The organism is Limnohabitans sp. 15K, from assembly GCF_002778285.1.
Lineage (GTDB): Bacteria > Pseudomonadota > Gammaproteobacteria > Burkholderiales > Burkholderiaceae_C > Limnohabitans_A.
Genome location: NZ_NESM01000005.1, coordinates 41,661 through 64,485 on the forward strand (window position 1 = coordinate 41,661; position 22,825 = coordinate 64,485).

Sequence of the window (22,825 nt, forward strand, 5' to 3'; positions counted from 1 at the left end):
CGAAGGTGCCGCAGACCAGCGCGGTTTCAGCGCTTGACGATTTTGTTCAGGTGCTCGCGGTCATAGCGCAGCATGGCGTATCGGAAGAAAGCCTCCAGCGCCACAAAAAGGCAGTAAAGAAAGCCCTCAGGTCCGCACAAAAAGCCGCGTCTGAAAATGTAAAGTTGAATGAAGCTGGCAAGTCCCGAAGCGAAGCCGCGCAGGATGCCGCCAGTCTTGCCTTTTTGAGCCCGTTTGGCCGCACCCAGTTGCGCGTACTGCGCCAACTTCTGAATGCTGCCGTAAATGGTTTCGCGGGAATGGTGCAACAAACGCGCTTTGAACGTGCGCACAGGTAATTTACCTGCCTTCATGCGGGCCCCCTCGTGCACCACCCCTTCAAAACGGTCGATGCTGGCACTTCGAAACATGCGCTGCACACCACCGGTTGTTTTCATATGGCTCAGCGCCCGGCCATAGGCCACCTGATCCCACATCACTTCCCAAATCACATCGTCGCCAGCCTGCACTGCTTGCTGGATTTCCTTTTCGAGTGCCGGCGTTATTTCTTCGTCCGCGTCCAGGAAAAAGATGACATCACAACGGCAATGCCCAAGCATGCGGTTGCGTTGCTCGCCAAAGCCTTGCCAGTCAGGGTAGTTGTGCACCTCGGCGCCGGCCGCTCGGGCAAGCGCTTGGGTTTGGTCTTGGCTGCCACTGTCAATGACCAGGATTTGGTCTGCAAAACGTGCGCTTTGGATGCACTGAGCAATCCGTTTTTCTTCATTGAGCGTGAGGATGCCAATGCAGAGACTTTGACGGCTGGCGGAGATGTTCATGGGTGTTAGCAAGGATTGAAAAGCAACGGGCCCGTTGCCGGGCCCGTGGATTTCAGTGGTGGTGACCCACCACCTCACCTGCTTTGAGTTTGTAGAGCGTGCCGCAATAAGGACACTTGGCTTGGCCACTCTTGGCCACGTCCAGATACACCTTGGGGTGGCTGTTCCAGAGTTTCATGTCGGCTTTGGGGCTGGGGCAAAACACGCCGCCCTGAGGGTTCAGGTCGGTGGCCAACAGTTCAACGGCTTGTGTGCTCATGCTTGTGTTCCTCAGACCAAGGTCAGCCAGTGGGCGTACTTGGGATTGCGACCGTTGACGATGTCAAAGAACGCGGATTGAATTTTCTCGGTGATGGGGCCGCGGCTGCCCACATAACCCTCTTTACCCAGCTCGATGCGGTCGAGTTCGCGAATCGGCGTGACTTCAGCGGCGGTGCCGGTGAAGAAGGCTTCGTCCGCAATGTAAACCTCGTCGCGGGTGATGCGCTTTTGCACGATCTCCAGACCCAAGTCTTTGGCAATGTGGAACACCGTGTTGCGGGTGATGCCGTTCAAGGCGCCTGCCGACAAGTCGGGGGTGTAGATCACGCCGTCTTTGACCACGAAGATGTTTTCGCCAGCGCCTTCGGACACAAAGCCCGAGGTGTCCAGCAACAAGGCTTCGTCGTAACCTTCGTCGGTCACTTCCATGTTGGCCAAGATCGAGTTGGTGTAGTTGCTCACCGCCTTGGCTTGTGTCATGGTGATGTTGACATGGTGGCGGGTGTAGCTGGAGGTCTTGACGCGGATGCCGCGCTTCATGCCTTCTTCACCCAGGTACGCGCCCCACGTCCAGGCGGCCACCATGATGTGGATGTCGTTGCCTTTGGGGCTGACACCCAGTTTTTTGTCACCAATCCAGGTCAGGGGACGGATGTAACCACTTTCGAGCTTGTTCTCGCGCACCACATCGCGCTGAGCTTCGTTGACCTGCGCCTGCGTGAACGGGATCGCCATGCGCAAGATCTTGGCGCTGTTGAACAGGCGCTGGGTGTGCTCTTGCAGGCGGAAGATGGCGGTGCCCTGTTCGGTTTTGTAAGCGCGCACGCCTTCAAAGGCGCCGCAGCCATAGTGCAGGGTGTGGCTCAGTACGTGGATCTTGGCATCGCGCCAATCGATCATCTGGCCGTCCATCCAGATTTTGCCGTCGCGGTCAGACATGGAGGGGATGACAACGCTCATGAAAGTGTCCTTTGAAATGGCTGCAATAAACAGGGTCTGAGGTGATTTTAAGGGTTTGGCTCTTCGGGGCGAACCAACGCCCACTCGGTCAACTTGCCGCCGACAAAGGTGCAGGTCACCACCGATTGGCTGCTGTCTGTCCAGGTAAAGACCTCGGGCTGGGCGTCTTTTTCGGTCAACAGCGCGCCCAGAGACCGTGTCATGGCGATCACATGCATCAAAGTCGCGCCTTTTTGCAGTTTGGCGTTGAGCATCACCGCGCTCGCGACATGACCAATGGGCCGGTTGGCCGCTTTTTTCAAGATCGTGACCATGCGGGTGAAATGCAGCAAGATCCACATCACCACGCCGCCCACTGCCAAGGCAATGCCCGCCCATTGAAATGCTTGCCAAGCACCCACGGTGAAACCCACGATGACCAAGGGAGCCAGTATTTTGTTGAAATTCATGGGGGCAGATTGTGCCTTGACTGAGCGGGGATCAGTCCAGTCCCCGCACGACTTGCATGGCCTCTTCAATGCGTTCGACCGGGTAAATGGTCAGGCCCTCAAAGGCCTTGTCGTTTTTCTTGGGGGCATTGGCTTTGGGCACCACCGCCACCTTAAAGCCCAGTTTGGCCGCTTCCTTCAGCCGATCTTGTCCGCGCGGGGCTGGTCGCACTTCCCCAGCCAGACCCACTTCACCAAAGGCGATGAAGCCCTTGGGCAAGGCTTTGCCGCGCAGGCTGCTGGTGATCGCCAGCATCACCGCCAAGTCGGCTGCCGGCTCGCTGATGCGCACACCACCCACCGCGTTCACAAACACGTCTTGGTCCATGCAGGCCACGCCCGCATGGCGGTGCAACACAGCCAGCAGCATGGCCAAGCGGTCTCGGTCCAGGCCCACCGACAGGCGGCGGGGGCTGGGACCACCGCTGTCCACCAATGCCTGAATCTCCACCAGCAACGGGCGTGTCCCTTCGAGCGTGACCATCACGCAGCTGCCAGGCACCGGTTCGCTGTGCTGGCTCAAAAAGATGGCGCTGGGGTTGCTCACCCCTTTCAGGCCTTTTTCGGTCATGGCGAACACGCCAATCTCGTTGACGGCACCAAAGCGGTTCTTGATGGCGCGGATCAGGCGGAAGTTCGAATGCGTGTCGCCTTCAAAGTACAGCACCGTGTCCACCATGTGCTCGAGCACGCGGGGTCCAGCGAGCGCGCCTTCTTTGGTGACGTGGCCGACCAGCACGATGGTGGTGCCGGTGGATTTGGCGGTGCGCGTCAGGTGCGCCGCGCATTCGCGCACTTGCGCTACCGAACCCGGGGCGCTGGTCAACTGGTCCGAATACACCGTCTGGATCGAGTCGATGATGGCGATGCCCGGTTGGCGCGATTGCAGGGTGTGCAAGATCTTTTCAAGCTGAATTTCCGGCAGCACTGGCACCTGCGAGTCCGGCAGGCCCAGCCTGCGCGAGCGCATGGCCACTTGCGCGCCACTTTCTTCGCCCGTCACATACAAGGTGTTCATGCCACTGCGTTGCAGCGCGTCCACCGCTTGCAGCAGCAAGGTGGATTTGCCGATGCCGGGGTCACCACCGATCAGCACCACACCGCCTTCGACCATGCCGCCGCCCAGCACCCGGTCGAGTTCGTCGATGCCGGTGGGGTGGCGCTCAAAGTCGGCCGCTTCAATCTGTGAGAGTGGCAACACCTCGGAGGTGGGGGCCAGCGATGCGTGCACCGAGCCAAAGCGGTTTTTGCCGCCCGCTGGCTCGGCCGAGGCTTCGATCAGGGTGTTCCAGGCGTTACAGCTGGGGCATTTGCCCATCCAGCGGGCGCTGGTGCCGCCGCATTCGGTGCAGGTAAAAATGGATTTGTCTTTGGCCATAGGACGCAAGTGTGCCTCACGCAGAGGCTCAAGCCGCGAGCCAAGCCTTCAGAAAATCGTGGGTGATGTCGGCTGCCGCAGCGGTGCGGCAGCCGCTGGTGTTTTGGCCTGCCCACAGCGGCGTGAAGTCGCTGTTGCCTTGGGCTTCTGCCGCCGCGCGCAGTGGGGCCATGTCGGCGGTGGCCAATGGAAATGCCGGTGCCTGCGGGTGCATCGCTCCCAACTCGCGCATCACGCGGTTCACAATGCCCCTTGCCGGACGGCCCGTGAACAGGTTGGTCAGCGCCGTGTGTTGCGCCGCATTGGACTGCAGGGCGTTTCGGTGCAAGGCGCTGGTGGTGGCCTCGTGGCTACACAGGTAAGCGGTGCCGATTTGTACGGCCGCTGCGCCCAGCGCTTTGGCGGCTGCAACACCTGCTGGGGTGGCGATGCCACCTGCTGCAATCACCGGCACATTCACCGCTTGCACGATTTGCGGCAGCAGGGCTAAGGTGCCAATTTGGGTGCTCAGGTCCTCGCTCAAAAACATGCCCCGGTGCCCACCGGCTTCTAGACCTTGCGCAATGATGGCGTCCGCGCCATGGGCCTGCAGCCACAGTGCTTCGCCCACAGTGGTGGCCGATGACAGCACCAAACTGCCCCAGCTTTTGACGCGTGCAAGCAAATCAGCCGCAGGCAGACCAAAGTGAAAGCTCACCACGGCTGGCCGAAAGGCTTCCAGCACATCGGCTGCCGTGTGGTTGAAGGGCACACGCGCCGCGCCACTGCTGGCCGTATTGGGCGTAAGCCCCATGGCTTGGTAATACGGTGTCAACGTGGCTTGCCAGTCAGCCTGAGCTTGCGCATCTGGCGTGGGCGGGGTGTGGCAAAAGAAGTTGACGTTGTAAGGGCGCTGCGTGGCGTGCTGCAGCTCCTGCAGTTCGCTGTGCAGGTCGGCAGGGCTCAACATGGCCGCTGGCAACGAGCCCAGACCGCCGGCTTCACAGACTGCGGCAGCCAAACGGTGGTTGTTGGCCCCGGCCATGGGGGCTTGAACGATGGCCGGCAGCAGATCGGGTGGCAGTATTTGTGGGGTCATGGTGCTGGCTATTTTGACAGCCGCACATGTTACGCGGGCATTGCCCACGGCCTTTTATGGGCTTGATGCGAGGGCGGCTTTGCGACTCTGATCTGGCACCAGTCTTTCCATTTCACTTCTCAGCGTTTCCAGTGATATCGGTTTGGAGACATAGCCATTCATACCGCAAGCGATGTAACTTTCCCGGTCCCCTTTCAAGGCATTGGCGGTCACGGCAATGATGGGGGTCGGTTGCGCTTGGTGGGCTGCTTCGTGTTCGCGGATCAGTCGGGTCGCCTCGATGCCGCCCATGTCCGGCATCTGGATGTCCATCAAGACCACGTCGAAAGTGTTTTTTGTGAAGGCCTCGACGGCCTCCAGTCCATTGTTGGCCAGCGTGACGCTGTAGCCCATGCGCTGAAGCAAGATGGTTTGCAGGGCCTGGTTGATGACGGTGTCCTCTGCCAGCAAGGCTTTGCGCGGGGTTATCGGCTGGAGAGCATCGGTTTCAATGGCCCCTGCTGGCGCAGCCATGAAGGGGGTGAATTCGCGGTTGAATGCGGCCATCAGCTCTTGCGGGTCGATGGGCTTGATCAGGAAGTCCTGGATGTCCATGGCCTTAAGCTCTTCAGGACTGATCTGTTCACTCAAGGCGCCCATCATGACAATCGTCAACTCACTGGCGTGGCGCATCTGGCGCAATTGTGTCGCCAAGGCATAGCCATCGATGTCTGGCATGTTGACGTCGATCAGCGCGTAGCGCGCTTGCTTGAGTTGAGGATGGTGCAGTGCCTGTGCGGCGCCATCGCAAGCCAAGGTATTCAAGCCTGCGCTCGACAAGCGCTGTGCCAGGATGACGCGACTGCTGGTGTTGTCATCGACCACCAGCACGCGCTGACCAGCCCTTTGGGGGTGGAGGCCTTCGCCCAGCGCCGCCTGCTGGTGTGCACGCTGCAAGCGTGTCGTGAAGCTGAATGTGCTGCCTTTGCCCAGTTGGCTTTCAACCTGGATATCACCGCCCATCATCCGAATCAAACTTCGGCTGATGGTCAGGCCAAGGCCAGAGCCTCCAAAACGGCGTGCCGTGCTGGTGTCGGCTTGGGTAAAGACATCAAAAATCAGCTTTTGCTTGTCCGGTGGAATTCCGATGCCGGTATCCCTGACCTGTAAATTCAACCAGATGTCCTGGTCCTTTGGGGGTGACGCCATGCAGCTGACGTTGAGCATGACTTCGCCTTGGGCCGTGAATTTGATGGCATTGCCCAACAAGTTGGTGATGACTTGTTGCAAACGGATGGGATCGCCAATCACCACATCGGGGACATCGGGTGCGACATCACAGACCAGCTCCAGACCTTTTTCTGAAGCGCGCAATGACAGGGTGCGTGTGCATTGCCTGATCAGGCCGTGCAAGGCAAATTCGTGTGGATCGAGGTGCAGTTTTTGCGCTTCAATTTTGGAAAAATCCAGAATGTCATTGATGACGGCCACCAACGATTTGGCAGATGTTGAGACCATGTCCAGGTAGCTGCGCTGTTCGGTGGTCATGCGCGTTTGCAGACACAGCTCGGTCATGCCTAGGATGCCGTTCATGGGTGTGCGAATTTCGTGGCTCATGTTGGCCAGAAAATGGCTCTTGGATGCGTTGGCATCTTGCGCTGCGTCGCGTGCCAGGGCCAATTCGGTTTCAGCCTGTATTCGGGCTTCTACGAATTCATTGAAGGCGTGTGCAACCGTTTGGATCTCAGGGCCACCCAACTCAGGGATCGGCGCGGTTTTGTCGCCCTCGCGCATCCGCCCCGCTGTGTCGTGCATGGCCTGTGCCAACTGACCTAAGGGGTGGATGAGTTTGGACACAAATCCCCACATCAAGGGCACGAGCGTCAGCATCAGCAACAGGGTGATGGCGATCATCTTGGTGTAAAGATCGCCAATCGGTGCGAATGCTTCTGCCGAAGGGATCACCGAGGCGATGATCCAGTCCGTGGTCTGGAGTCGTTTGAAGGTAAAAAGTCCTTGCAGGCCTCGGGTGGTCGTGCCTTCCTGGGTGCCTTCAAAGCCTTGGATGGCATTTTCGAACGGAATATTGCTGCTGTTTTCGGGCACCTTTTTGAGGATCAAGCTTGAGTCAGGATGGGCAATGCGAACGCGGTCTTGGGTGACCAGGTAGTAGTAACCTTGTTCGCCGTTTTTTCGGGTGGCGATGGAGCCCAGTAAATTGGGTTTGTAGAGGTTGAGCACCCCGCCCAGCATGCCCACCAGCTGCTGATGCTTGTCGAAGATGGGGGCCGCCACGACCACGATGGGTTGCTGCGTCGCCCGACCCAAGATGGGTTTCGAGATCACCGGGGCTTGGGTCTTGATGACACCCTGGATGTAATCCCGAGAGGACATGTCCAAAGTCCGTCTGCCGGGCTTGACGGGCCAGTCGACCAGCAACACCCCTTTGGCATCGAAGATGTAAAGGTCGTCATAGACGGTGAGCAAGGCATGTTCTCTGAAAAGCAGATCTTCGAGTTGCTTCAGGTCGTTCAACGGTGCAGCAGGCACATGCCTGGCGACTTCTGACAGCATGTCCATGCTGTCTTGCAGGCGTTCATCCAAGTTATTGGCAAAACTGGTGAGTTGGCGATATTCGTGGGTTTCGATGCGCTGAACGATGTCACCGCGCAACACGTAAAACTGCAGGCCCAGTTGCACCAATAGCAACAGCAGACCCATGGCCATGACACTCAAGGAGAGTTGCAGTTTGATGCTGAGCTTTTTCATGAAAGATCAAAAAATGACCTCTGTTGTTGGGCAAAGGCGTTGGCAGTGGAATTTTGATTTTAGTGGTCTTGTCAATATTTGGTAACTTAAATATTCATAAATATTCAATTTCACACCCTGCTCCACGGGTCATTCCAGGGAAAACCCGGTATGCCTAATCCAGGCATTCATTTAACATGTTAAATAAATGAGTGCCTCCACCCCTTTTGTTCACCGCAACCTGCCGCGTTTGCTGCTGCAGGCGCGTGAAGCCGTCATGGCCCACACGCGCCCGAGCTTGCGTCAGCATGGCCTGTCTGACCAGCAGTGGCGGGTGCTGCGGGTGCTGGGCGAGCATGCCGACGATCCGGCGGGCACAGAAACAGGCCGCGTCGCTCGCGAGGCTTATCTGCTGGGGCCCAGCCTCACGGGTGTGCTCATGCGCATGGAGCGAGACGGATTGATCGCCCGCGAGCGTTGTCCGCAAGATGCCCGCCGCACGGTGGTGCGCGCCACGGCTTTAGGGCTAGACAAGGTGCGGGCGTTGTCGCAAACCATCGAGGCACACTACCAGTGGATGGAGCAATTGCTGGGCAAAGACAAGTTGGGCCAGCTGTACGCGCTGCTCGACGAGGTGATCGCACTCGAAACCCCTGACATTGAAACGCCAGAAGAACTGGCAGAGGAAGAAGAACGATGAACCCCTGGACTCCAACAGGAACCGTGTACGGCACCCTGCTCAATTTCCGCCGAGAGTGGGACCTTTGGGTGCCGCGCATGACGCAGGACCCGCACAAAGCTGCCCCCAAAGCGCCCGTGCTTTATGTCAAGACCGCCAATACCTTCAGCCCGGCTGGGCAAGATCTGGTGTTGCAAGACGGCGGAAGCGAAGTCGACATTGGCGCGACACTGGGCCTGGTGATCGGGAGCGACGGCCAGGTGGCGGCTGCTGCGCTGCTGGGCGACTGGTCTGTGCCACACGCAAGTTATTACCGCCCGCCGGTCAAGTTCCGCTGCCGCGACGGTTTTCTGGCTTTGCCTGAGCAGGTCACGCCTGGTCCAGTGTCTGACTGGGCCGCGCTGCAGATCGCGGTGCGCCGCAATGGTGAACTCGTGCAGACCGTTGACCTGCGCGAGTTGGTGCGCGACTTGCCTACCTTGCTGGCCGATGTGGGCGAATTCATGACGCTGCAAGCCGGTGATGTGTTGATGGTGGGAACCGATTGCCTGGTCGATGGCTCACGTCCACGCGCCAAAGCAGGTGACCGGGTGGAGATTTCTGCACCAGGTTTTGTGTCTGTCAACGTCACCGTCGGAGAAACCGCATGAAACACGCACGCATCGCTTGGTCCGGCGCCATTCAGCAAGCTGTTGAATCCGATGGCCAGTTGCTCATCACACAGGGCCCGCACAAGGGTCGCCGCGTGGCCTTTGACGAGGTGGTCTGGCTGCCACCGCTGGCACCCGTGCCGCAAGCGCGCACCGTGATCGCGCTCGGCCTGAACTACGCCGACCATGCCAAAGAGCTGGCCTTCAAAGCCCCAGAAGAACCGCTGGCCTTCATGAAGGGCGAGGCCTCGCTGATTGGCCACAAGGCCTTCACGAAGCGCCCCGCTGACGTGAAGTACATGCACTACGAGTGCGAGCTGGCCGTGGTGGTTGGCCGCACCGCCCGCCGCGTGAAGAAAGCCGATGCATATGACTTCATCGCCGGCTACACCGTGGCCAACGACTACGCCATCCGCGACTACCTCGAGAACTGGTACCGCCCCAACCTGCGCGTGAAAAACCGCGACACCTGCACGCCTATTGGCCCCTGGCTGGTCGATGCGGCGGATGTGCCCAACCCGATGGCGCTGAAACTGCAGACCACCGTCAACGGCAAAGTCACGCAAAGCGGCAGCACGGTTGACATGATTTTCGATGTGCCCACGCTGATCGAGTACTTCAGCAGCTTCATGACGCTCAACCCCGGCGACCTGATCCTGACCGGCACACCCGACGGCATCGTGGACTGCCAGCCGGGCGACGTGATCGTCACCGAGATCGAAGGCATTGGGGCTTTGACCAACACCATCGTTTCATCATGACCTGAATCTGTAGGAGCGACGCCCCCGTCTCGATGAGGCCTTTGCAAGCTGAGTGCTTGACCGATCGCGACGAGGGCGTCGCTCCCACAAAAAACCGAGGAATACCCGACATGAAAATCGACCACCTGATCAACGGCAAGAGCGTCGCAAGCAGCGACTACTTCGAGACCATCAACCCCGCCACGCAAGAAGTGCTGGCCGAAGTCGCTTCTGGGGGTGAAGCGGAGGTCAATGCTGCCGTCGCCGCCGCCAAAGCCGCTTTCCCGAAATGGGCCAACACGCCCGCCACCGAGCGCGCCAAGATCATGCGCAAGCTGGGCGACCTGATCACGAAACACGTGCCTGAAATTTCGGAAACCGAAACCAAGGATTGCGGCCAGACCATCAGCCAGACCGGCAAGCAGCTGGTGCCGCGTGCGGCCGACAACTTCCACTACTTTGCCGAGATGTGCACCCGCGTAGACGGCCACACCTACCCCACGCCCACGCACCTGAACTACACGCTGTTCCACCCGGTGGGCGTATGTGCGCTCATCAGCCCGTGGAACGTGCCCTTCATGACCGCCACTTGGAAGGTCGCGCCGTGTCTGGCGTTTGGCAACACCGCCGTGCTCAAGATGAGCGAGTTGTCGCCATTGACCGCCGCACGTCTGGGCGAGCTGGCGTTGGAGGCGGGAGTGCCCGCCGGGGTCTTGAATCTGGTGCACGGCTACGGCAAAGAGGCCGGCGAGCCGCTGGTCTCGCACCGCGATGTGCGCGCCATCAGCTTCACCGGCTCCACCGTCACGGGCAACCGCATCGTACAAAGCGCGGGCCTCAAGAAGTTCAGCATGGAATTGGGCGGCAAGAGCCCGTTTGTGATTTTTGAAGACGCCGACCTGGACCGCGCTTTAGATGCGGCCATCTTCATGATCTTTAGCAACAATGGCGAGCGCTGCACCGCAGGCAGCCGCATCTTGGTGCAGCAAAGCATCTATGCCGACTTTGCCGCCAAGTTTGCCGAGCGCGCCAAACGCATCACCGTGGGCGACCCGCTCGACGACAAAACCATCGTCGGCCCGATGATCAGCCAAGCCCACTTGGCCAAGGTGCGCAGCTACATCGAACTCGGCCCCAAAGAAGGCGCGACGATGCTGTGTGGCGGTTTGGACCAGCCCGGCTACGCGGCTGACTTGCCTGCGCACGTCAAGAACGGCAACTTCGTCTGGCCCACCGTGTTTGCCGACGTCGACAACCGCATGCGCATCGCGCAAGAGGAAATCTTCGGCCCCGTGGCTTGCCTGATCCCCTTCAAGGACGAAGCGGACGCGATTGAAAAAGCCAACGACATCGAATACGGCCTCTCCAGCTATGTCTGGACCGAGAACCTGGGCAAAGCGCACCGCGTAGCGGCCGCTGTAGAGGCGGGCATGTGCTTCGTCAACAGCCAAAACGTGCGCGACCTGCGCCAGCCCTTTGGCGGCACCAAGGCCAGCGGCACGGGCCGTGAGGGGGGTACATGGAGCTACGAAGTGTTCTGTGAGCCCAAAAACGTTGCGGTGAGCCTGGGCGGTCACCACATCCCGCATTGGGGTGTTTGAACATGCAACGCCGTGACTTGCTGCTGGGCACTGCTGCATTGGCCTTGCCTTGGGCCAGTCAGGCCCAAAGTGCGGCTTGGCCCACCAAGCCGATCCGCCTGATCGTGCCTTTCCCACCCGGCGGCACCACCGATGTGGTGACGCGCCTGGTCGCTGCCGAGCTCACCAAATCACTCGGTCAGAGCGTGGTGGTGGACAACAAACCCGGCGCGGGCACCGTGTTGGGCGTGGACCTGGCGGCCAAGTCGACGCCCGATGGCCACACCCTGGTGACCGTGGCCAACAGTTTTTGCGTCAACCAGACGCTGGTGAAAAACCTGCCCTACGACGGGCTGCGTGATCTGCGCCCGGTCGGCCTGATGGGCATGTCGGAGCATGTGTTGGCCACGCACCCCGGCAGTGGCCTCAAGACCGTGGCCGACCTGATCGCGGCGGCCAAAAAGCAACCCGGCAAGCTCAGCTATGCCTCGTTTGGCGCGGGCACATCGGCCCACATCGCGGGGGCCATGCTCGAAGCGCAAGCCGGCATCGAGATGATCCATGTGCCCTACAAGGGCCAGGCCCCGGCACTCAACGATCTGATCGGTGGTCAGGTCACGGTGATGTTCGGCAACTGGCCCGAGTTCCGCCAGCATGTGCAAAGCGGCAAGCTCGTCGCCCTGGGCATGGCCACGGCCAAGCGCTCGCCACTGGCGCCGCAAATCGCCACACTCACCGAACAAGGCTTGCTGATTGAATCGAACTCTTGGAACGGCATCCTCACGCGCAGCGGCACGCCCGATGCGGTGGTGCAGAGGCTGAACGCCGAGATCAACAAAGCCCTGCAAGCGCCGACGGTGGTGCAGGCCTTTCAAGAAGGCGGCATCGTGTCGCTGGCGGCCAACCCCGAGCGCTTTGCGGCCTTCATCCGCAGCGAGACCGACAAATACGCGCAGGTGATCCGCAAAGCGGGCATCACGGCCGAGAGCTGAACAAGGAAACACGCAAATGGGACAACTCGACAACACCCGGAGTGCTCGCCATGGGTAAGCTCGCATTGGCCGCCAAAATCACCCATGTGCCCAGCATGTACCTGAGTGAAATTCCCGGTCCTCGTTTTGGCACGCGCCAAAGCGCCATCGATGGCCACAAAGAAATCAGCCGCCGCTGCCGTGCCCTGGGGGTGGACACGCTGGTGGTGTTCGACACGCATTGGTTGGTCAACGCGAACTACCACATCAACTGCGCGCCGCACTTCAAGGGCAGCTACACCAGCAATGAGTTGCCGCACTTCATCAACCACATGGCTTTCGAGTCACCGGGCAACCCCGAGCTGGGGCACCTGCTGGCCAAAGTGGCCAACGCACACGGTGTAGAAACCCTGGCGCACGACAACACCACGCTCGACCCCGAGTACGGCACGCTGGTGCCGCTGCGCTACATGAACGAAGACCAGCACTTCAAGGTGGTCTCGGTCTCGGCCCTGTGCATGGTGCATTACCTGAACGACAGCGCCCGCCTGGGCTGGGCCATGCGCGAGGCCGTGGAAAAACATTACGACGGCAAGGTGGCCTTTCTGGCCAGCGGCTCGCTCTCACACCGTTTTGCGCAAAACGGCCTGGCACCCGAGTTCGCCCACAAGATCTGGAGCCCGTTTTTAGAGCAGCTCGACAAGCAGGTTTTGCAGATGTGGGGCAACCGGGAGTGGAAAGCGTTTTGCGAGATGCTGCCCGAGTACGCCAGCAAAGGCCACGGCGAAGGCTTCATGCACGACACCGCCATGCTGATGGGCGCTTTAGGTTGGACGGGGTATGACGGCGCGGTGGACATGGTGACGCCGTACTTTGGGGCCAGCGGCACGGGCCAGCTGAATGCGATTTTTGACGTGACCCCGCAGGACGGCACAAAAGTGCCCGCCGCCGTGGCCAGCAGTGCCGAGGGCTACACGGCCATCAGCACCCGCCTTTGAGGAGCGCGAAACATGCCCCATCTAGTGATTCTCTACACCGGTCAGCTGGACGCTGAAGTCCACATGACCACCCTGTGCCGCCAGATGGCGGATGCCATGCTCACCGTGAAAGATGAGGAGGGCAAACAAGTGTTTCCTACAGGTGGCACGCGCGTGTTGGCATACCCAGCACCGCACTATGCGGTGGCTGATGGCGGTGCGGCTGGCGAGGCAGCAGGGGGTACGGGCGACTATGCCTTTGTGTACTTGAACGTGCGCATGGGCCGTGGCCGCAGCGAGGCCACCCAACAACGCGCTGGGCAGACTTTGCTCGAAGTGGCCAAAGCCTTTTTCGCACCCGTGATGGCGCAGCGCCACATCGGCATCACGCTGCAGATCGACGTCGGTCCCGAGGTGTTTGACGCCAAGCACAGCAATCTGCATCCACTTTTCAACAAGGTTTGAGCCATGTCTGTATTCACCGAAGACCAGATCCAGCAGCTCGCGCACGAGCTCAACCAGTCCGAAAAATCCCGCACCCAGATCGAGCACTTTTCCAAGCGCTACCCGGGCATGACGATTGAAGACGGCTACCGCATCAACCGCGCCTGGATGCAGATCAAGTTCGCCGAGGGGCGCACCATGATTGGCCACAAGATCGGGCTGACGAGCCGCGCCATGCAGGTCTCCAGCCAGATCGACGAGCCCGACTACGGCACGCTGCTGGACAACATGCGCTACGACTGCACGCCCGGCCAAGTGCTGGACATTCCACACGCCCATTTCATTGCGCCCCGTGTGGAAGTGGAGCTGGCCTTCATCCTCAAGAAAGAACTGCGTGGCCCCAACGTGACGGTGCAGCAGGTGCTGGACGCCACCGAGTACGTGACGCCCGCCATTGAGATCATCGACTCGCGCATCGAACAGTTCGATCGCCACACCAAAGTCATGCGCAAGGTGTTTGACACCATCAGCGACAACGCCGCCAATGCGGGCATCGTGCTGGGTGCCAAGCGGGTTGACCCACTGACCACCGACCTGCCCTGGTGCGGTGCGGTGCTGCGCCAAAACGGCGTGGTCGAAGAGACGGGTCTCGCGGCGGGCGTGCAAGGGCACCCGGCCGTGGGCATCGCTTGGCTGGCCAACAAGCTCGCGCCCTGGGGCGAGCACTTGCAGGCAGGCGAAATCGTTCTGGCCGGCTCGTTCACCAAACCCGCGCCCGCCAAAGTGGGCGATGTGTTTGACGCCGACTACGGACCGCTTGGCAAGTTGGAGTTCAGATTCATTTGACACCAGGACGCTTCGCACACCCACGCTGGTCGGGTCTGGCGGGCCTGGCTGGGCGATGTGGCAAAGCGAAGCGCCTCTGAGCCCGGGCAGGCCCGCCGGATCCGATCAGCCTCCCCATCGAAGGCACAGCACAAGGAACCATCATGCAAACCCCAAGCAACTTGTTCAAACAAGCCCTCAAAAACAAACAGCCCCAAATCGGCCTGTGGATGGGCCTGGCCAGTGACTACAGCGCCGAAATCTGTGCGCTGGCCGGCTTCGACTGGCTCGTCATCGACGGCGAACATTCACCCAACAACCTGAGCAGCATCATCGCCCAGCTCAAGACGCTCGCCGCCTACCCGGGCAGCCATGCGGTGTGCCGCGTGCCCGTGGGTGAAACGGCGCTCATCAAGCAGTACCTGGACCTGGGTGCGCAGAACATCCTGGTGCCCATGGTCGACACGCCCGAGCAGGCGGCCCAGCTGGTGCAAGCCATGCGCTACCCGCAAAACGATGGCCAGGGCGGTGTGCGCGGCATGGCAGGCGCCCGTGCGTCACGCTGGGGCCATTACACCGACTACTTCCAACGCGCCAACGAAGAGGTGTGCCTCATCGTGCAAGTCGAGTCGCTCGAAGCGCTGAAGAACCTCGACGCGATCGCCGCAACCCCCGGCGTGGACGGTGTGTTCATCGGCCCAGCCGACCTGTCGGCCAGCATGGGCCATGTGGGCAACGCGGCGCACCCCGATGTGCAAGCCGCGATTGCCGATGCGATTGCCCGCATCCTCAAAGCGGGCAAGGCCCCCGGCATCCTCACGCCCGACCGGCAACTGGCCGCGCAGTACCTGCAGTGGGGTGCGGTCTTCGTTGCAGTGGGTCTGGACACACAAATCCTGATGCGCCAGACCACCGATCTGGCGGCGCACTTCAAACACGTGGTGGCGCCAGCGGCCACCCCTGGCCAGACCTATTGAGGACAGGCCATGAGCACCGAGCAGCCGCCCCGCAAATTCCGATCGGCCACGATCTACGAAGGCACGATTCGCGCCACCACGCGCAGCTTTTTGCATGCGCTGGGGCAGGATGAGGAAGACATCGCCCGCCCGCATGTAGGTGTGTTCCACACGGGCGGCGAGATGAGCCCTTGCAATCTCAACCTGCGTGATCAGGCTCAGCACGCCAAAACCGGCATTTATGCCGCGGGCGGCACGCCCCACGAGTGCCCGGTGGTCTCGGTGTCCGATGGCCTGACCATGGCGCATTCGGGCATGCGTTTTTCGCTCATCTCGCGCGAGTTGATCGCCGACAGCGTGGAGGCCTCGGTGCGTGGCCACCAGTGGGACGGCATCTTTGGCATTGGTGCTTGCGACAAGAACCTGCCGGGCTTGATGATGGGCATGGTGCGCTGCAATGTGCCCAGCGTGTTTGTGCATGGGGGCTCGGCCCTGCCCGGCCAGATGCCGGGTGTGAACGGCCGCGACCTGAACGTGGTCGACACCTACGAAACCATTGGCAAGGTGTTGGCCGGAGACGCCACGCAAGACGAGCTGGACGCCATCAGCCGCGCCTGCCTGCCCACGGCGGGCGCGTGCGCTGGCCAATTCACCGCCAACACCATGGGCATGGTGTCCGAGGCGCTGGGTTTGGCCCCGATTGGCTCCAGCATGGTGCCTGCGGTCTTCAGCGAACGTGCGCCGCTCTTGCGCCGCGCCGCCAAAAACCTGATGGCGGCGGTGATGGGCGACGCGCCCCTGCCGCGCGACATCGTCACGCGCCAGGCACTCGAAAACGCTTGCGCCGTGGTCTCGGCCACGGGCGGCTCGACCAATGCGGCCTTGCACATCCCGGCGATCGCCCACGAGGCGGGCATCCGCTTTCACCTGGACGATGTGGCCGAGGTGTTTGCCCGCACCCCGCTGATTGCCGACCTGCGGCCCGGTGGCCAATACCTGGCACGCGACATGTTCTACATCGGTGGGGCAGGTGTGGTGCTGCGTGAGTTGCTGCGCACAGGTCATTTGCATGGCGGTGTGCTGACCTACACCGGCCGCACGCTGGCGCAGGAACTCTCCACGGCCAATGCGCCCGATGGCCAGGTGGTGCGCTCTGTCGAGCAGGCCTTGTCGCTGGACGGTGGCCTGGCCGTGCTCAAAGGCAATCTGTGCCCTGACGGTGCTTTGCTCAAGACCGCCGGACTCAAAACCTTGGTGCACCAAGGCCCTGCACGGGTGTTTGAATCCGAAGAGCAGGCCCAGGCTGCGGTGCAGGCCATGCGCTACCAGCCAGGCGATGTGCTGGTGATCCGCAACGAAGGCCCCAAAGGCAGCCCGGGCATGCGCGAGATGCTGGGCATCACCGCCTTGCTCTTCGGGCAGGGCATGGGTGACAAGGTGGCCTTGCTCACCGATGGGCGGTTTTCAGGCGCAACGCGGGGTTTGTGCATTGGCTATGCCGGCCCCGAGGCGGCCGACAAAGGGCCGATTGCCGCGCTGCGCGATGGCGACCTCATCACCATCGACGCCCGCCCCGAGTCGCGCAGCATTGCCGTGCAGCTGAGCGACGCCGAACTGGCGCAACGCCTGGCCCAGCTGCCCGCTGTCGCAGCGGCGGCGCATGGCGGCTTGCTGGAAAAGTATGCCTTGACCGTCCGCCCCAGCCACCAAGGCGCGGTCACCCATTCCGGCGCAGTCCATTGGCTGCGCGATGAATCTTGATTTTTGTGCGTGTGTTTTAACTTCAACCAGGAGACTTCCATGAGCATTTCCCGTCGTCAATTCGTCCAATCCACCAGCGCTGCTGCTTTGCTGGCCAGCTTGGGCCAACAGGTCATGGCCCAGGCCCAGATCGAGAGCTTCAAGATCGTCACCGGCTTTGCCGCAGGTGGCACCTCGGACACCACCTGCCGCCGCGTGGCCACGCGCCTGACCGGCAGCTACGCCAAGGCCGCGGTGGTCGAAAACAAGACCGGCGCGGGCGGCCAGATCGCCATCCAATACGTCAAGAGCCAGCCTGCCGACGGCGCGACCATGCTGCAAACGCCCACCTCGATGCTGACGATTTACCCGCACATCTACAAAAAGCTCAGCTACGACCCGGCCACCGACCTGAGCCCCGTGTCGATCGCTTGTGTGTTCGACTTCGGCTTTGCCGTGGGTCCAGCTGTGCCTGAGAGCGTCAAGAACATCAACGACTTCATGGTCTGGGCCAAGGCCAACCCCACACTTGCCAACTTCGGCTCGCCCGCCGCAGGCTCCACGCCGCACTTTGTGGGCGCCTTGCTGGGCCGCCACGCAGGGGTCGAGATCAAACACGTGGCTTACCGCGGCACACAACCGGCGATGCTGGACCTGTTGGGCGGTCAGATCGCCGCCGTCAGTGGCCCGATCGGCGACCTGACCCAGCACCTGCCCACGGGCAAGGTCCGCATCTTGGCCACGTCCGGTGCCAAGCGCAACCGTTTTGCGCCCGATGTGCCCACCTACGCCGAGCAAGGCCTCAAGGACATGGTGCACAGCGAGTGGTTCGCCTTCTTCCTGCCCGCCAAGGCCGCGCCCGACGTGGTGGCACGCCTGAACGCGGCGGTCAAGGCTGCATTGGCGTCCAAGGACGTGGTGGACGGTTTGGCCACCTTCGGTTTGGAAGCCCTGTCCAGCACACCTGCCGAGTTGTCTGAGTTGATCCGCAAGGACACCGCCAAGTGGGCACCCATCGTCAAGACCATCGGCTTCACCGCCGAGGCTTGAGTTTTTGATCCTGACTGGAGTTCGCGCCATGAATGCCGTTTTGAAACCTGTGCCTTCCGATGTCCCTGCACCTGCACACATGCACCCCGATGAATGGCAGGCGCGGCTCCAGCTGGCCAGTTGCTACCGCGTGTTTGCCATGCTCGGTTGGACCGAGATGATTTACAACCACATCACGCTGCGTCTGCCCGACAGCGTGACCGGCGGCGACAAGCAGTTTTTGATCAACCCCTTTGGCCTGCACTACAGCGAAGTCACCGCCAGCAACCTGGTCAAGATCAACATGCAAGGCGATGTGCTGGACGGCTCGTCCCACAAGGTCAACCCGGCAGGGTTCGTGGTCCATGCCACGCTGCACGAAGGGCTGGAAGGTGCGCACTGCGTGATGCACACCCACACCACCGCTGGCGTGGCGGTGGCGTGCCTCAAAGACGGCCTCTCGCAAAGCAACTTTTATTCGGCGCAGCTGCACGACATGGTCGCTTACCACGACTTCGAGGGCATCACCATCCATGGTGAAGAGGGGCCGCGTGTCCTGCAAAGCATTGGCAACAAGCCGGCCGTGATTTTGCGCAACCATGGTCTCTTGACTTGGGGGCACACGTTGCCCCAAACCTTTGCGATCCTCTGGACACTGCAGCGGGCCTGCGAAATCCAGATGGCCACACTGAGCATGGGCCAGCCGATCCCGGTGCCTGAAGCGATTGCCGCCAAATGCACACGTGACGCGCTGCAGTTCAACCCCAACCACGGGGCGGGGCAAGACGTGTTTGACGCCTTGGTCCGTCAGGTGGACCGCATCGACAGCGGGTGGCGCGCATGAATGACAAAGGGAATGACGTGAAATTCAACAAAATGGCGATTGTGGGCGCAGGCGCCATTGGTGGCTGGATGGGGGTGCACTTGGCACGCACAGGCGCGCAGGTCAGCGTCCTCGCGCGGGGTGACACCCTGGCGGCCTTGCAGCAAAACGGTTTGCAGTTGCACCAGGGCGGTGAACTGCACACGGTGGCCGTGAAAGCGTCCAACGATGCGGCCGTCTTGGGCGTGCAGGACTTGGTGGTGATCTCGGTCAAGGCCCCTGCGCTGGCTTCGGTGGCTGCACAGGTGGGGCCGCTGATTGGCCCGGACACCGTCGTGCTCACGGCCATGAACGGCGTGCCCTGGTGGTTTTTGCAAGGCTTTGGCGGCCCGGTGGCAGACCGCTCGCTGGCCAGTGTGGACCCCGAGGGAGCGATAGCCCGCGCCTTGCCTGCACCGCACATCATTGGCTGTGTGGTCCACGCCAGCTGTTCGGTCGATGCGCCTGGCGTGATCCGCCACCACTTTGGCGATGGCCTGATCGTGGGCGAGCCCACTGGCCAAGTCACGCCTCGCGCGCAGGCGCTGCATGCTTTGCTCAAGACCGCAGGTTTTAATGCCACGTTGTCGCCGCAAATCCAAAAAGACATTTGGTACAAACTTTGGGGCAACATGACCATCAACCCGATCAGTGCCATCACCGGTGCGACCACGGACCGGATTTTGGACGACGCCCTGGTGCGGCAATTCGTCTCCAGCGTCATGCTCGAAGCCAAGGCGATTGGCGAAAAAATCGGCATCCCCATTGAACAGCAACCCGAAGACCGCCACGCGGTGACACGCAAGTTGGGCGCGTTCCGCACGTCCATGCTGCAAGATGTGGAGGCCGGCAAGCCCGTCGAGCTGGATGCCTTGGTCTCCGCGGTTCGGGAGTTAGGCCAATTGACCCAGATTGACACGCCCATGACCGATGCCCTGTTGGGCCTCAGTCGCCTGCATGCCCAGGGACGTGGTCTGTACGGCGCAAGTGTTTGAACTGTCAGTTCATCGGCAACTAACAATCTTTAACAACTCAAACGGTGCTTTTCCCCAATAATTGCCCCATCTTGCAGTTCTGAGTTCTTTTGGGGTAATAAATGTTGATGCTGATCTCTACCGTGGTCTCTGGTGTTTTGTTGCTGGTTTTGGCGGTTTCCTACTTTAAAACCGTCCAGGCCATTCGGCAGGATGACGTCAACGAAGCCATGGCCCGCGCGCAACGCATGAAAAACAAGCGCGCATCCACCCCATTGGCCGGTGCCTGAGACCCCTAGTAGCCAGTCACCTGTTTGTCTCTTTTGCGCGGTGTGGGTGGTTAAATGCACCCATGTCGTCTCCGCCCACTTCCCCAGATTCCCCCGCTTCTTTTTCCCGGTTGACCCTCACCGGTTTTCTCACGCTCTTGTTGATCGCCCTGATGATGGGCGCCAACCATGTCGCGGCCCGTACCGCCTTCAACCATGGCGTGGACGTGGTCACAGCCGTCACCTTCCGCAGCAGCGTCACGGCCTTTGTGGTGGCTTTGATCCTTTGGCAGCAAAAGGTGTCGCTCCAGTTGTCGGCGCGACAACAAAAAAACCTGCTGCTGATCGGCATTTTGATTGCCGTGCAAAGCGTGTGCCTCTATTCCTCAGTCGCTCGCCTGCCGGTGGCTTTGGCCTTGTTGGCCTTCAACACCTACCCCTTGTCGACCGCTTTTTGGGCGAGGCTTTTGTATGGCCACCGCCCTGAGCGTGCGGTTTTGCTGGCCATGCCCTTGATGTTGGTGGGCTTGGCCTTGGCCCTGGACGTGTTCGGGGCCGCTTCGGGTTTGGGGGCTGCGCAGCATTGGGGGCAAATTGGGGTCGGTGTGGCGTTTGCGCTGGCCGCTTCCGCCACCTTTGGCTTGGCGCTGGTCATCACCCAGCATGAAACCACCGAGGTGGATGGCCGTTTGCGCACCTTCACCACCATGGTCACGGTGGCTGTGTTGGCCGCTGCGGTGAGCTCCACCCAAAGCGGCTTTCATTTGCCCAACGCCCCTGTGGGTTGGTGGGGCTTGGGCGCCTTGACGTTTTTGTACGGCACGGCCTTCACCATCATGTTCACCGTGTTGCCCAAGTTGGGCGTGGTGGGCAACTCGGCCATCATGAACGTGGAGCCTGTGTTCGCCCTGGTGCTGGCCTGGGCGGTGTTGGATCAGTCGATTGCGCCCATGCAATTGCTGGGGGCTGGCGTGGTGGTGGCCACTGTTGTGTGTCTGGGCCTGCGCAAGCGCTGAAGCGCAAACTCAGCCGTTTTTCAGGGCCAGCGCCTTGTCGTAGAGCACGTTCTTGGACTCGCCCGTGATCTCAGCCGCCAGCTTGACCGCTGTTTTCAGGGGCAACTCGGGCAAGAGAACCTTGAGCACGCGTAGACCTTCGCCTGTCGATTTGGCCACCGGCGCGTCATGCAAAACCAGCACAAACTCGCCGCGTTGGCGATCAGGCTTTTCTGCCAGCCAAGCTGGCAGGTCTTGCGCGGGCAGGGTTTCAATTTGCTCAAACTGCTTGGTCAATTCGCGGCCCACGGTGATGGGGCGCTCCCCCAGTACCGAGAGTGCTTGTGCCAAAGCCTCAATGCGGTGCGGCGCTTCGAGCAGCACCACGGCGCGGCTTTCTTGTGCCAGAACCTGCACGGCTTGTTGGCGCTCTGCAGATTTGCTGGGCAGGAAACCCGTGAACACAAAACCTTGGTCACCCGTCATGCCCGATGCGCTCAAGGCCGTGGTCACGCTGCTGGCACCCGGCAAGGGCAGCACCCGGTAACCTGCTTGCCGCACGGCGGCCACAAGCCGGGCACCTGGATCGCTGATGGCTGGGGTGCCGGCATCGCTCACATAGGCCACGCGCTCACCCTGGGCCAATCGGGCGATCACGGTTTGTGCGGCCTCGGCTTCGTTGTGCTGGTGCACCGCGAGAAGCTGTCCGCCGGGGCGGTCCAGGCCATAGGCGCGCAGCAGTTGCTGGGTGTGGCGGGTGTCTTCGCAGGCCACCGCGTCCACCTTGGCCAGCACATGCAGGGCACGCAAGCTGATGTCGGCGAGGTTGCCAATCGGGGTGGCCACAACATACAGTGTGCTGGCCGGGTTGTTTTGCGATCCGGCAGCGTCGTGCGCGGCCTCTACGGCTTTGGCAAACGAGGCAGACAAGGGAGACGGAGTCAATGCAATTCCTCAAAAAAGACACGATGGGCCCCACCACCAAAGCCCGGGGCGATGCAGGCGAAGACGAGGCGCTGGCCTATTTGCAAGCGCGTGGTTTGCGCTTGCTGCAGCGCAATTATCGGACCCCCGGCCGAGGGGGCGGCGAAATCGACCTGATCATGCAAGCCTCAGACGGCACGGTGGTGTTTGTCGAGGTCCGAAAACGCAGCAGGACCGACCACGGCGGTGCGGCAGCCAGCATCGGATTCCAAAAACAAAGGCGCATCATTTTTGCCGCGCAACACTACCTCTTGCGTTGGCGCCGTTTGCCTCCCCTTCGCTTTGATGTGGTGACCATCGAGTCCGACGGACCCCAGTGGTTACAAGCGGCATTTGACGGCGCGTGATGCCGGCCACACAAAGCTCTGAGCAGGCTTGAATTCCCTTGGAAATAGCCGCCTTCCCGGCTGAAGGCCGCCTTGTCGGGGTTATCATCCCCA

The 22,825-nt window shown here is 61.1% G+C and carries 24 protein-coding genes; 16 read left to right on the top strand and 8 right to left on the bottom strand.

Annotation, left to right across the window (positions count from 1 at the left end; genetic code table 11):
- Nucleotides 1-26 precede the first annotated feature (26 nt).
- From B9Z40_RS14830 to B9Z40_RS14860, 7 genes are read right to left on the bottom strand one after another with little or no spacing between them, the layout of a single operon-like run.
- Nucleotides 27-818, bottom strand: coding sequence for a glycosyltransferase family 2 protein (locus B9Z40_RS14830; protein ID WP_100174146.1), 792 nt, complete (start codon nucleotides 816-818; stop codon nucleotides 27-29).
- Between the two features lie 52 nt (nucleotides 819-870).
- Nucleotides 871-1,077, bottom strand: a complete 207-nt coding sequence (locus B9Z40_RS14835) for a zinc-finger domain-containing protein (RefSeq protein WP_100174147.1) — start codon at nucleotides 1,075-1,077, stop codon at nucleotides 871-873.
- Between the two features lie 11 nt (nucleotides 1,078-1,088).
- Nucleotides 1,089-2,039: a branched-chain amino acid transaminase gene (locus B9Z40_RS14840; protein ID WP_100174148.1), complete on the bottom strand. Its 951-nt coding sequence runs from the start codon at nucleotides 2,037-2,039 to the stop codon at nucleotides 1,089-1,091.
- Nucleotides 2,040-2,086: 47 nt separating this feature from the next.
- Complete coding sequence (locus B9Z40_RS14845) at nucleotides 2,087-2,488, bottom strand: glycerate kinase (RefSeq protein ID WP_100174149.1); 402 nt, start codon at nucleotides 2,486-2,488, stop codon at nucleotides 2,087-2,089.
- A gap of 31 nt (nucleotides 2,489-2,519) precedes the next feature.
- On the bottom strand, nucleotides 2,520-3,905 hold the full coding sequence (gene radA / locus B9Z40_RS14850) for a DNA repair protein RadA (protein ID WP_100174150.1): 1,386 nt from the start codon (nucleotides 3,903-3,905) through the stop codon (nucleotides 2,520-2,522).
- Between the two features lie 28 nt (nucleotides 3,906-3,933).
- Nucleotides 3,934-4,983: a nitronate monooxygenase family protein gene (locus B9Z40_RS14855; RefSeq protein ID WP_100174151.1), complete on the bottom strand. Its 1,050-nt coding sequence runs from the start codon at nucleotides 4,981-4,983 to the stop codon at nucleotides 3,934-3,936.
- Between the two features lie 54 nt (nucleotides 4,984-5,037).
- On the bottom strand, nucleotides 5,038-7,731 hold the full coding sequence (locus B9Z40_RS14860) for a response regulator (protein WP_100174152.1): 2,694 nt from the start codon (nucleotides 7,729-7,731) through the stop codon (nucleotides 5,038-5,040).
- Between the two features lie 187 nt (nucleotides 7,732-7,918).
- Here B9Z40_RS14860 and hpaR point away from each other — a divergent pair, with 187 nt between their 5' ends.
- From hpaR to B9Z40_RS14930, 15 genes are all read left to right on the top strand, one after another.
- Nucleotides 7,919-8,410, top strand: coding sequence for a homoprotocatechuate degradation operon regulator HpaR (gene hpaR / locus B9Z40_RS14865; protein WP_100174153.1), 492 nt, complete (start codon nucleotides 7,919-7,921; stop codon nucleotides 8,408-8,410).
- Nucleotides 8,407-9,039: a fumarylacetoacetate hydrolase family protein gene (locus tag B9Z40_RS14870; protein ID WP_100174154.1), complete on the top strand. Its 633-nt coding sequence runs from the start codon at nucleotides 8,407-8,409 to the stop codon at nucleotides 9,037-9,039. Before hpaR ends, B9Z40_RS14870 begins: the two co-directional genes overlap by 4 nt.
- Nucleotides 9,036-9,800 carry a fumarylacetoacetate hydrolase family protein gene (locus B9Z40_RS14875; protein ID WP_100174155.1) on the top strand — a complete coding sequence of 255 codons (765 nt, stop codon included), beginning with the start codon at nucleotides 9,036-9,038 and terminating at the stop codon, nucleotides 9,798-9,800. The genes B9Z40_RS14870 and B9Z40_RS14875 overlap by 4 nt, the downstream gene beginning before the upstream one ends.
- A gap of 110 nt (nucleotides 9,801-9,910) precedes the next feature.
- Nucleotides 9,911-11,380, top strand: a complete 1,470-nt coding sequence (hpaE, locus tag B9Z40_RS14880) for a 5-carboxymethyl-2-hydroxymuconate semialdehyde dehydrogenase (RefSeq protein WP_100174262.1) — start codon at nucleotides 9,911-9,913, stop codon at nucleotides 11,378-11,380.
- Between the two features lie 2 nt (nucleotides 11,381-11,382).
- A complete protein-coding gene (locus B9Z40_RS14885) occupies nucleotides 11,383-12,351 on the top strand; it encodes a tripartite tricarboxylate transporter substrate binding protein (protein WP_100174156.1) in 969 nt (322 codons plus the stop codon).
- A gap of 50 nt (nucleotides 12,352-12,401) precedes the next feature.
- Nucleotides 12,402-13,328 carry a 3,4-dihydroxyphenylacetate 2,3-dioxygenase gene (hpaD, locus tag B9Z40_RS14890; RefSeq protein WP_100174157.1) on the top strand — a complete coding sequence of 309 codons (927 nt, stop codon included), beginning with the start codon at nucleotides 12,402-12,404 and terminating at the stop codon, nucleotides 13,326-13,328.
- A 12-nt stretch (nucleotides 13,329-13,340) separates the two neighbouring features.
- Nucleotides 13,341-13,772 carry a 5-carboxymethyl-2-hydroxymuconate Delta-isomerase gene (locus tag B9Z40_RS14895; RefSeq protein ID WP_100174158.1) on the top strand — a complete coding sequence of 144 codons (432 nt, stop codon included), beginning with the start codon at nucleotides 13,341-13,343 and terminating at the stop codon, nucleotides 13,770-13,772.
- Nucleotides 13,773-13,775: 3 nt separating this feature from the next.
- Nucleotides 13,776-14,597: a 2-oxo-hept-4-ene-1,7-dioate hydratase gene (hpaH, locus tag B9Z40_RS14900; protein WP_100174159.1), complete on the top strand. Its 822-nt coding sequence runs from the start codon at nucleotides 13,776-13,778 to the stop codon at nucleotides 14,595-14,597.
- A gap of 143 nt (nucleotides 14,598-14,740) precedes the next feature.
- Entirely contained in the window at nucleotides 14,741-15,553 is an 813-nt protein-coding gene (locus tag B9Z40_RS14905; protein WP_100174160.1) for an aldolase/citrate lyase family protein, read from the top strand.
- A gap of 9 nt (nucleotides 15,554-15,562) precedes the next feature.
- Nucleotides 15,563-17,293 carry a dihydroxy-acid dehydratase gene (ilvD, locus tag B9Z40_RS14910; protein WP_100174161.1) on the top strand — a complete coding sequence of 577 codons (1,731 nt, stop codon included), beginning with the start codon at nucleotides 15,563-15,565 and terminating at the stop codon, nucleotides 17,291-17,293.
- 39 nt (nucleotides 17,294-17,332) lie between these two features.
- Nucleotides 17,333-18,322, top strand: a complete 990-nt coding sequence (locus B9Z40_RS14915) for a Bug family tripartite tricarboxylate transporter substrate binding protein (protein ID WP_100174162.1) — start codon at nucleotides 17,333-17,335, stop codon at nucleotides 18,320-18,322.
- 28 nt (nucleotides 18,323-18,350) lie between these two features.
- Nucleotides 18,351-19,145: a class II aldolase/adducin family protein gene (locus B9Z40_RS14920; RefSeq protein ID WP_100174163.1), complete on the top strand. Its 795-nt coding sequence runs from the start codon at nucleotides 18,351-18,353 to the stop codon at nucleotides 19,143-19,145.
- Nucleotides 19,142-20,158, top strand: a complete 1,017-nt coding sequence (locus B9Z40_RS14925; protein WP_100174263.1) for a 2-dehydropantoate 2-reductase — start codon at nucleotides 19,142-19,144, stop codon at nucleotides 20,156-20,158. Before B9Z40_RS14920 ends, B9Z40_RS14925 begins: the two co-directional genes overlap by 4 nt.
- Before the next feature lie 101 nt (nucleotides 20,159-20,259).
- A complete protein-coding gene (locus tag B9Z40_RS17250) occupies nucleotides 20,260-20,427 on the top strand; it encodes a hypothetical protein (RefSeq protein WP_158238108.1) in 168 nt (55 codons plus the stop codon).
- A 62-nt stretch (nucleotides 20,428-20,489) separates the two neighbouring features.
- Complete coding sequence (locus B9Z40_RS14930) at nucleotides 20,490-21,422, top strand: EamA family transporter (RefSeq protein ID WP_100174164.1); 933 nt, start codon at nucleotides 20,490-20,492, stop codon at nucleotides 21,420-21,422.
- Between the two features lie 9 nt (nucleotides 21,423-21,431).
- On the opposite strand, the gene rsmI is transcribed toward B9Z40_RS14930, so the two are convergent.
- Entirely contained in the window at nucleotides 21,432-22,331 is a 900-nt protein-coding gene (rsmI, locus tag B9Z40_RS14935) for a 16S rRNA (cytidine(1402)-2'-O)-methyltransferase (RefSeq protein WP_100174165.1), read from the bottom strand.
- Between the two features lie 14 nt (nucleotides 22,332-22,345).
- Between rsmI and B9Z40_RS14940 the strand changes: the two genes are divergently transcribed.
- Nucleotides 22,346-22,732, top strand: a complete 387-nt coding sequence (locus tag B9Z40_RS14940) for a YraN family protein (protein WP_100174166.1) — start codon at nucleotides 22,346-22,348, stop codon at nucleotides 22,730-22,732.
- Nucleotides 22,733-22,825 lie beyond the last annotated feature (93 nt).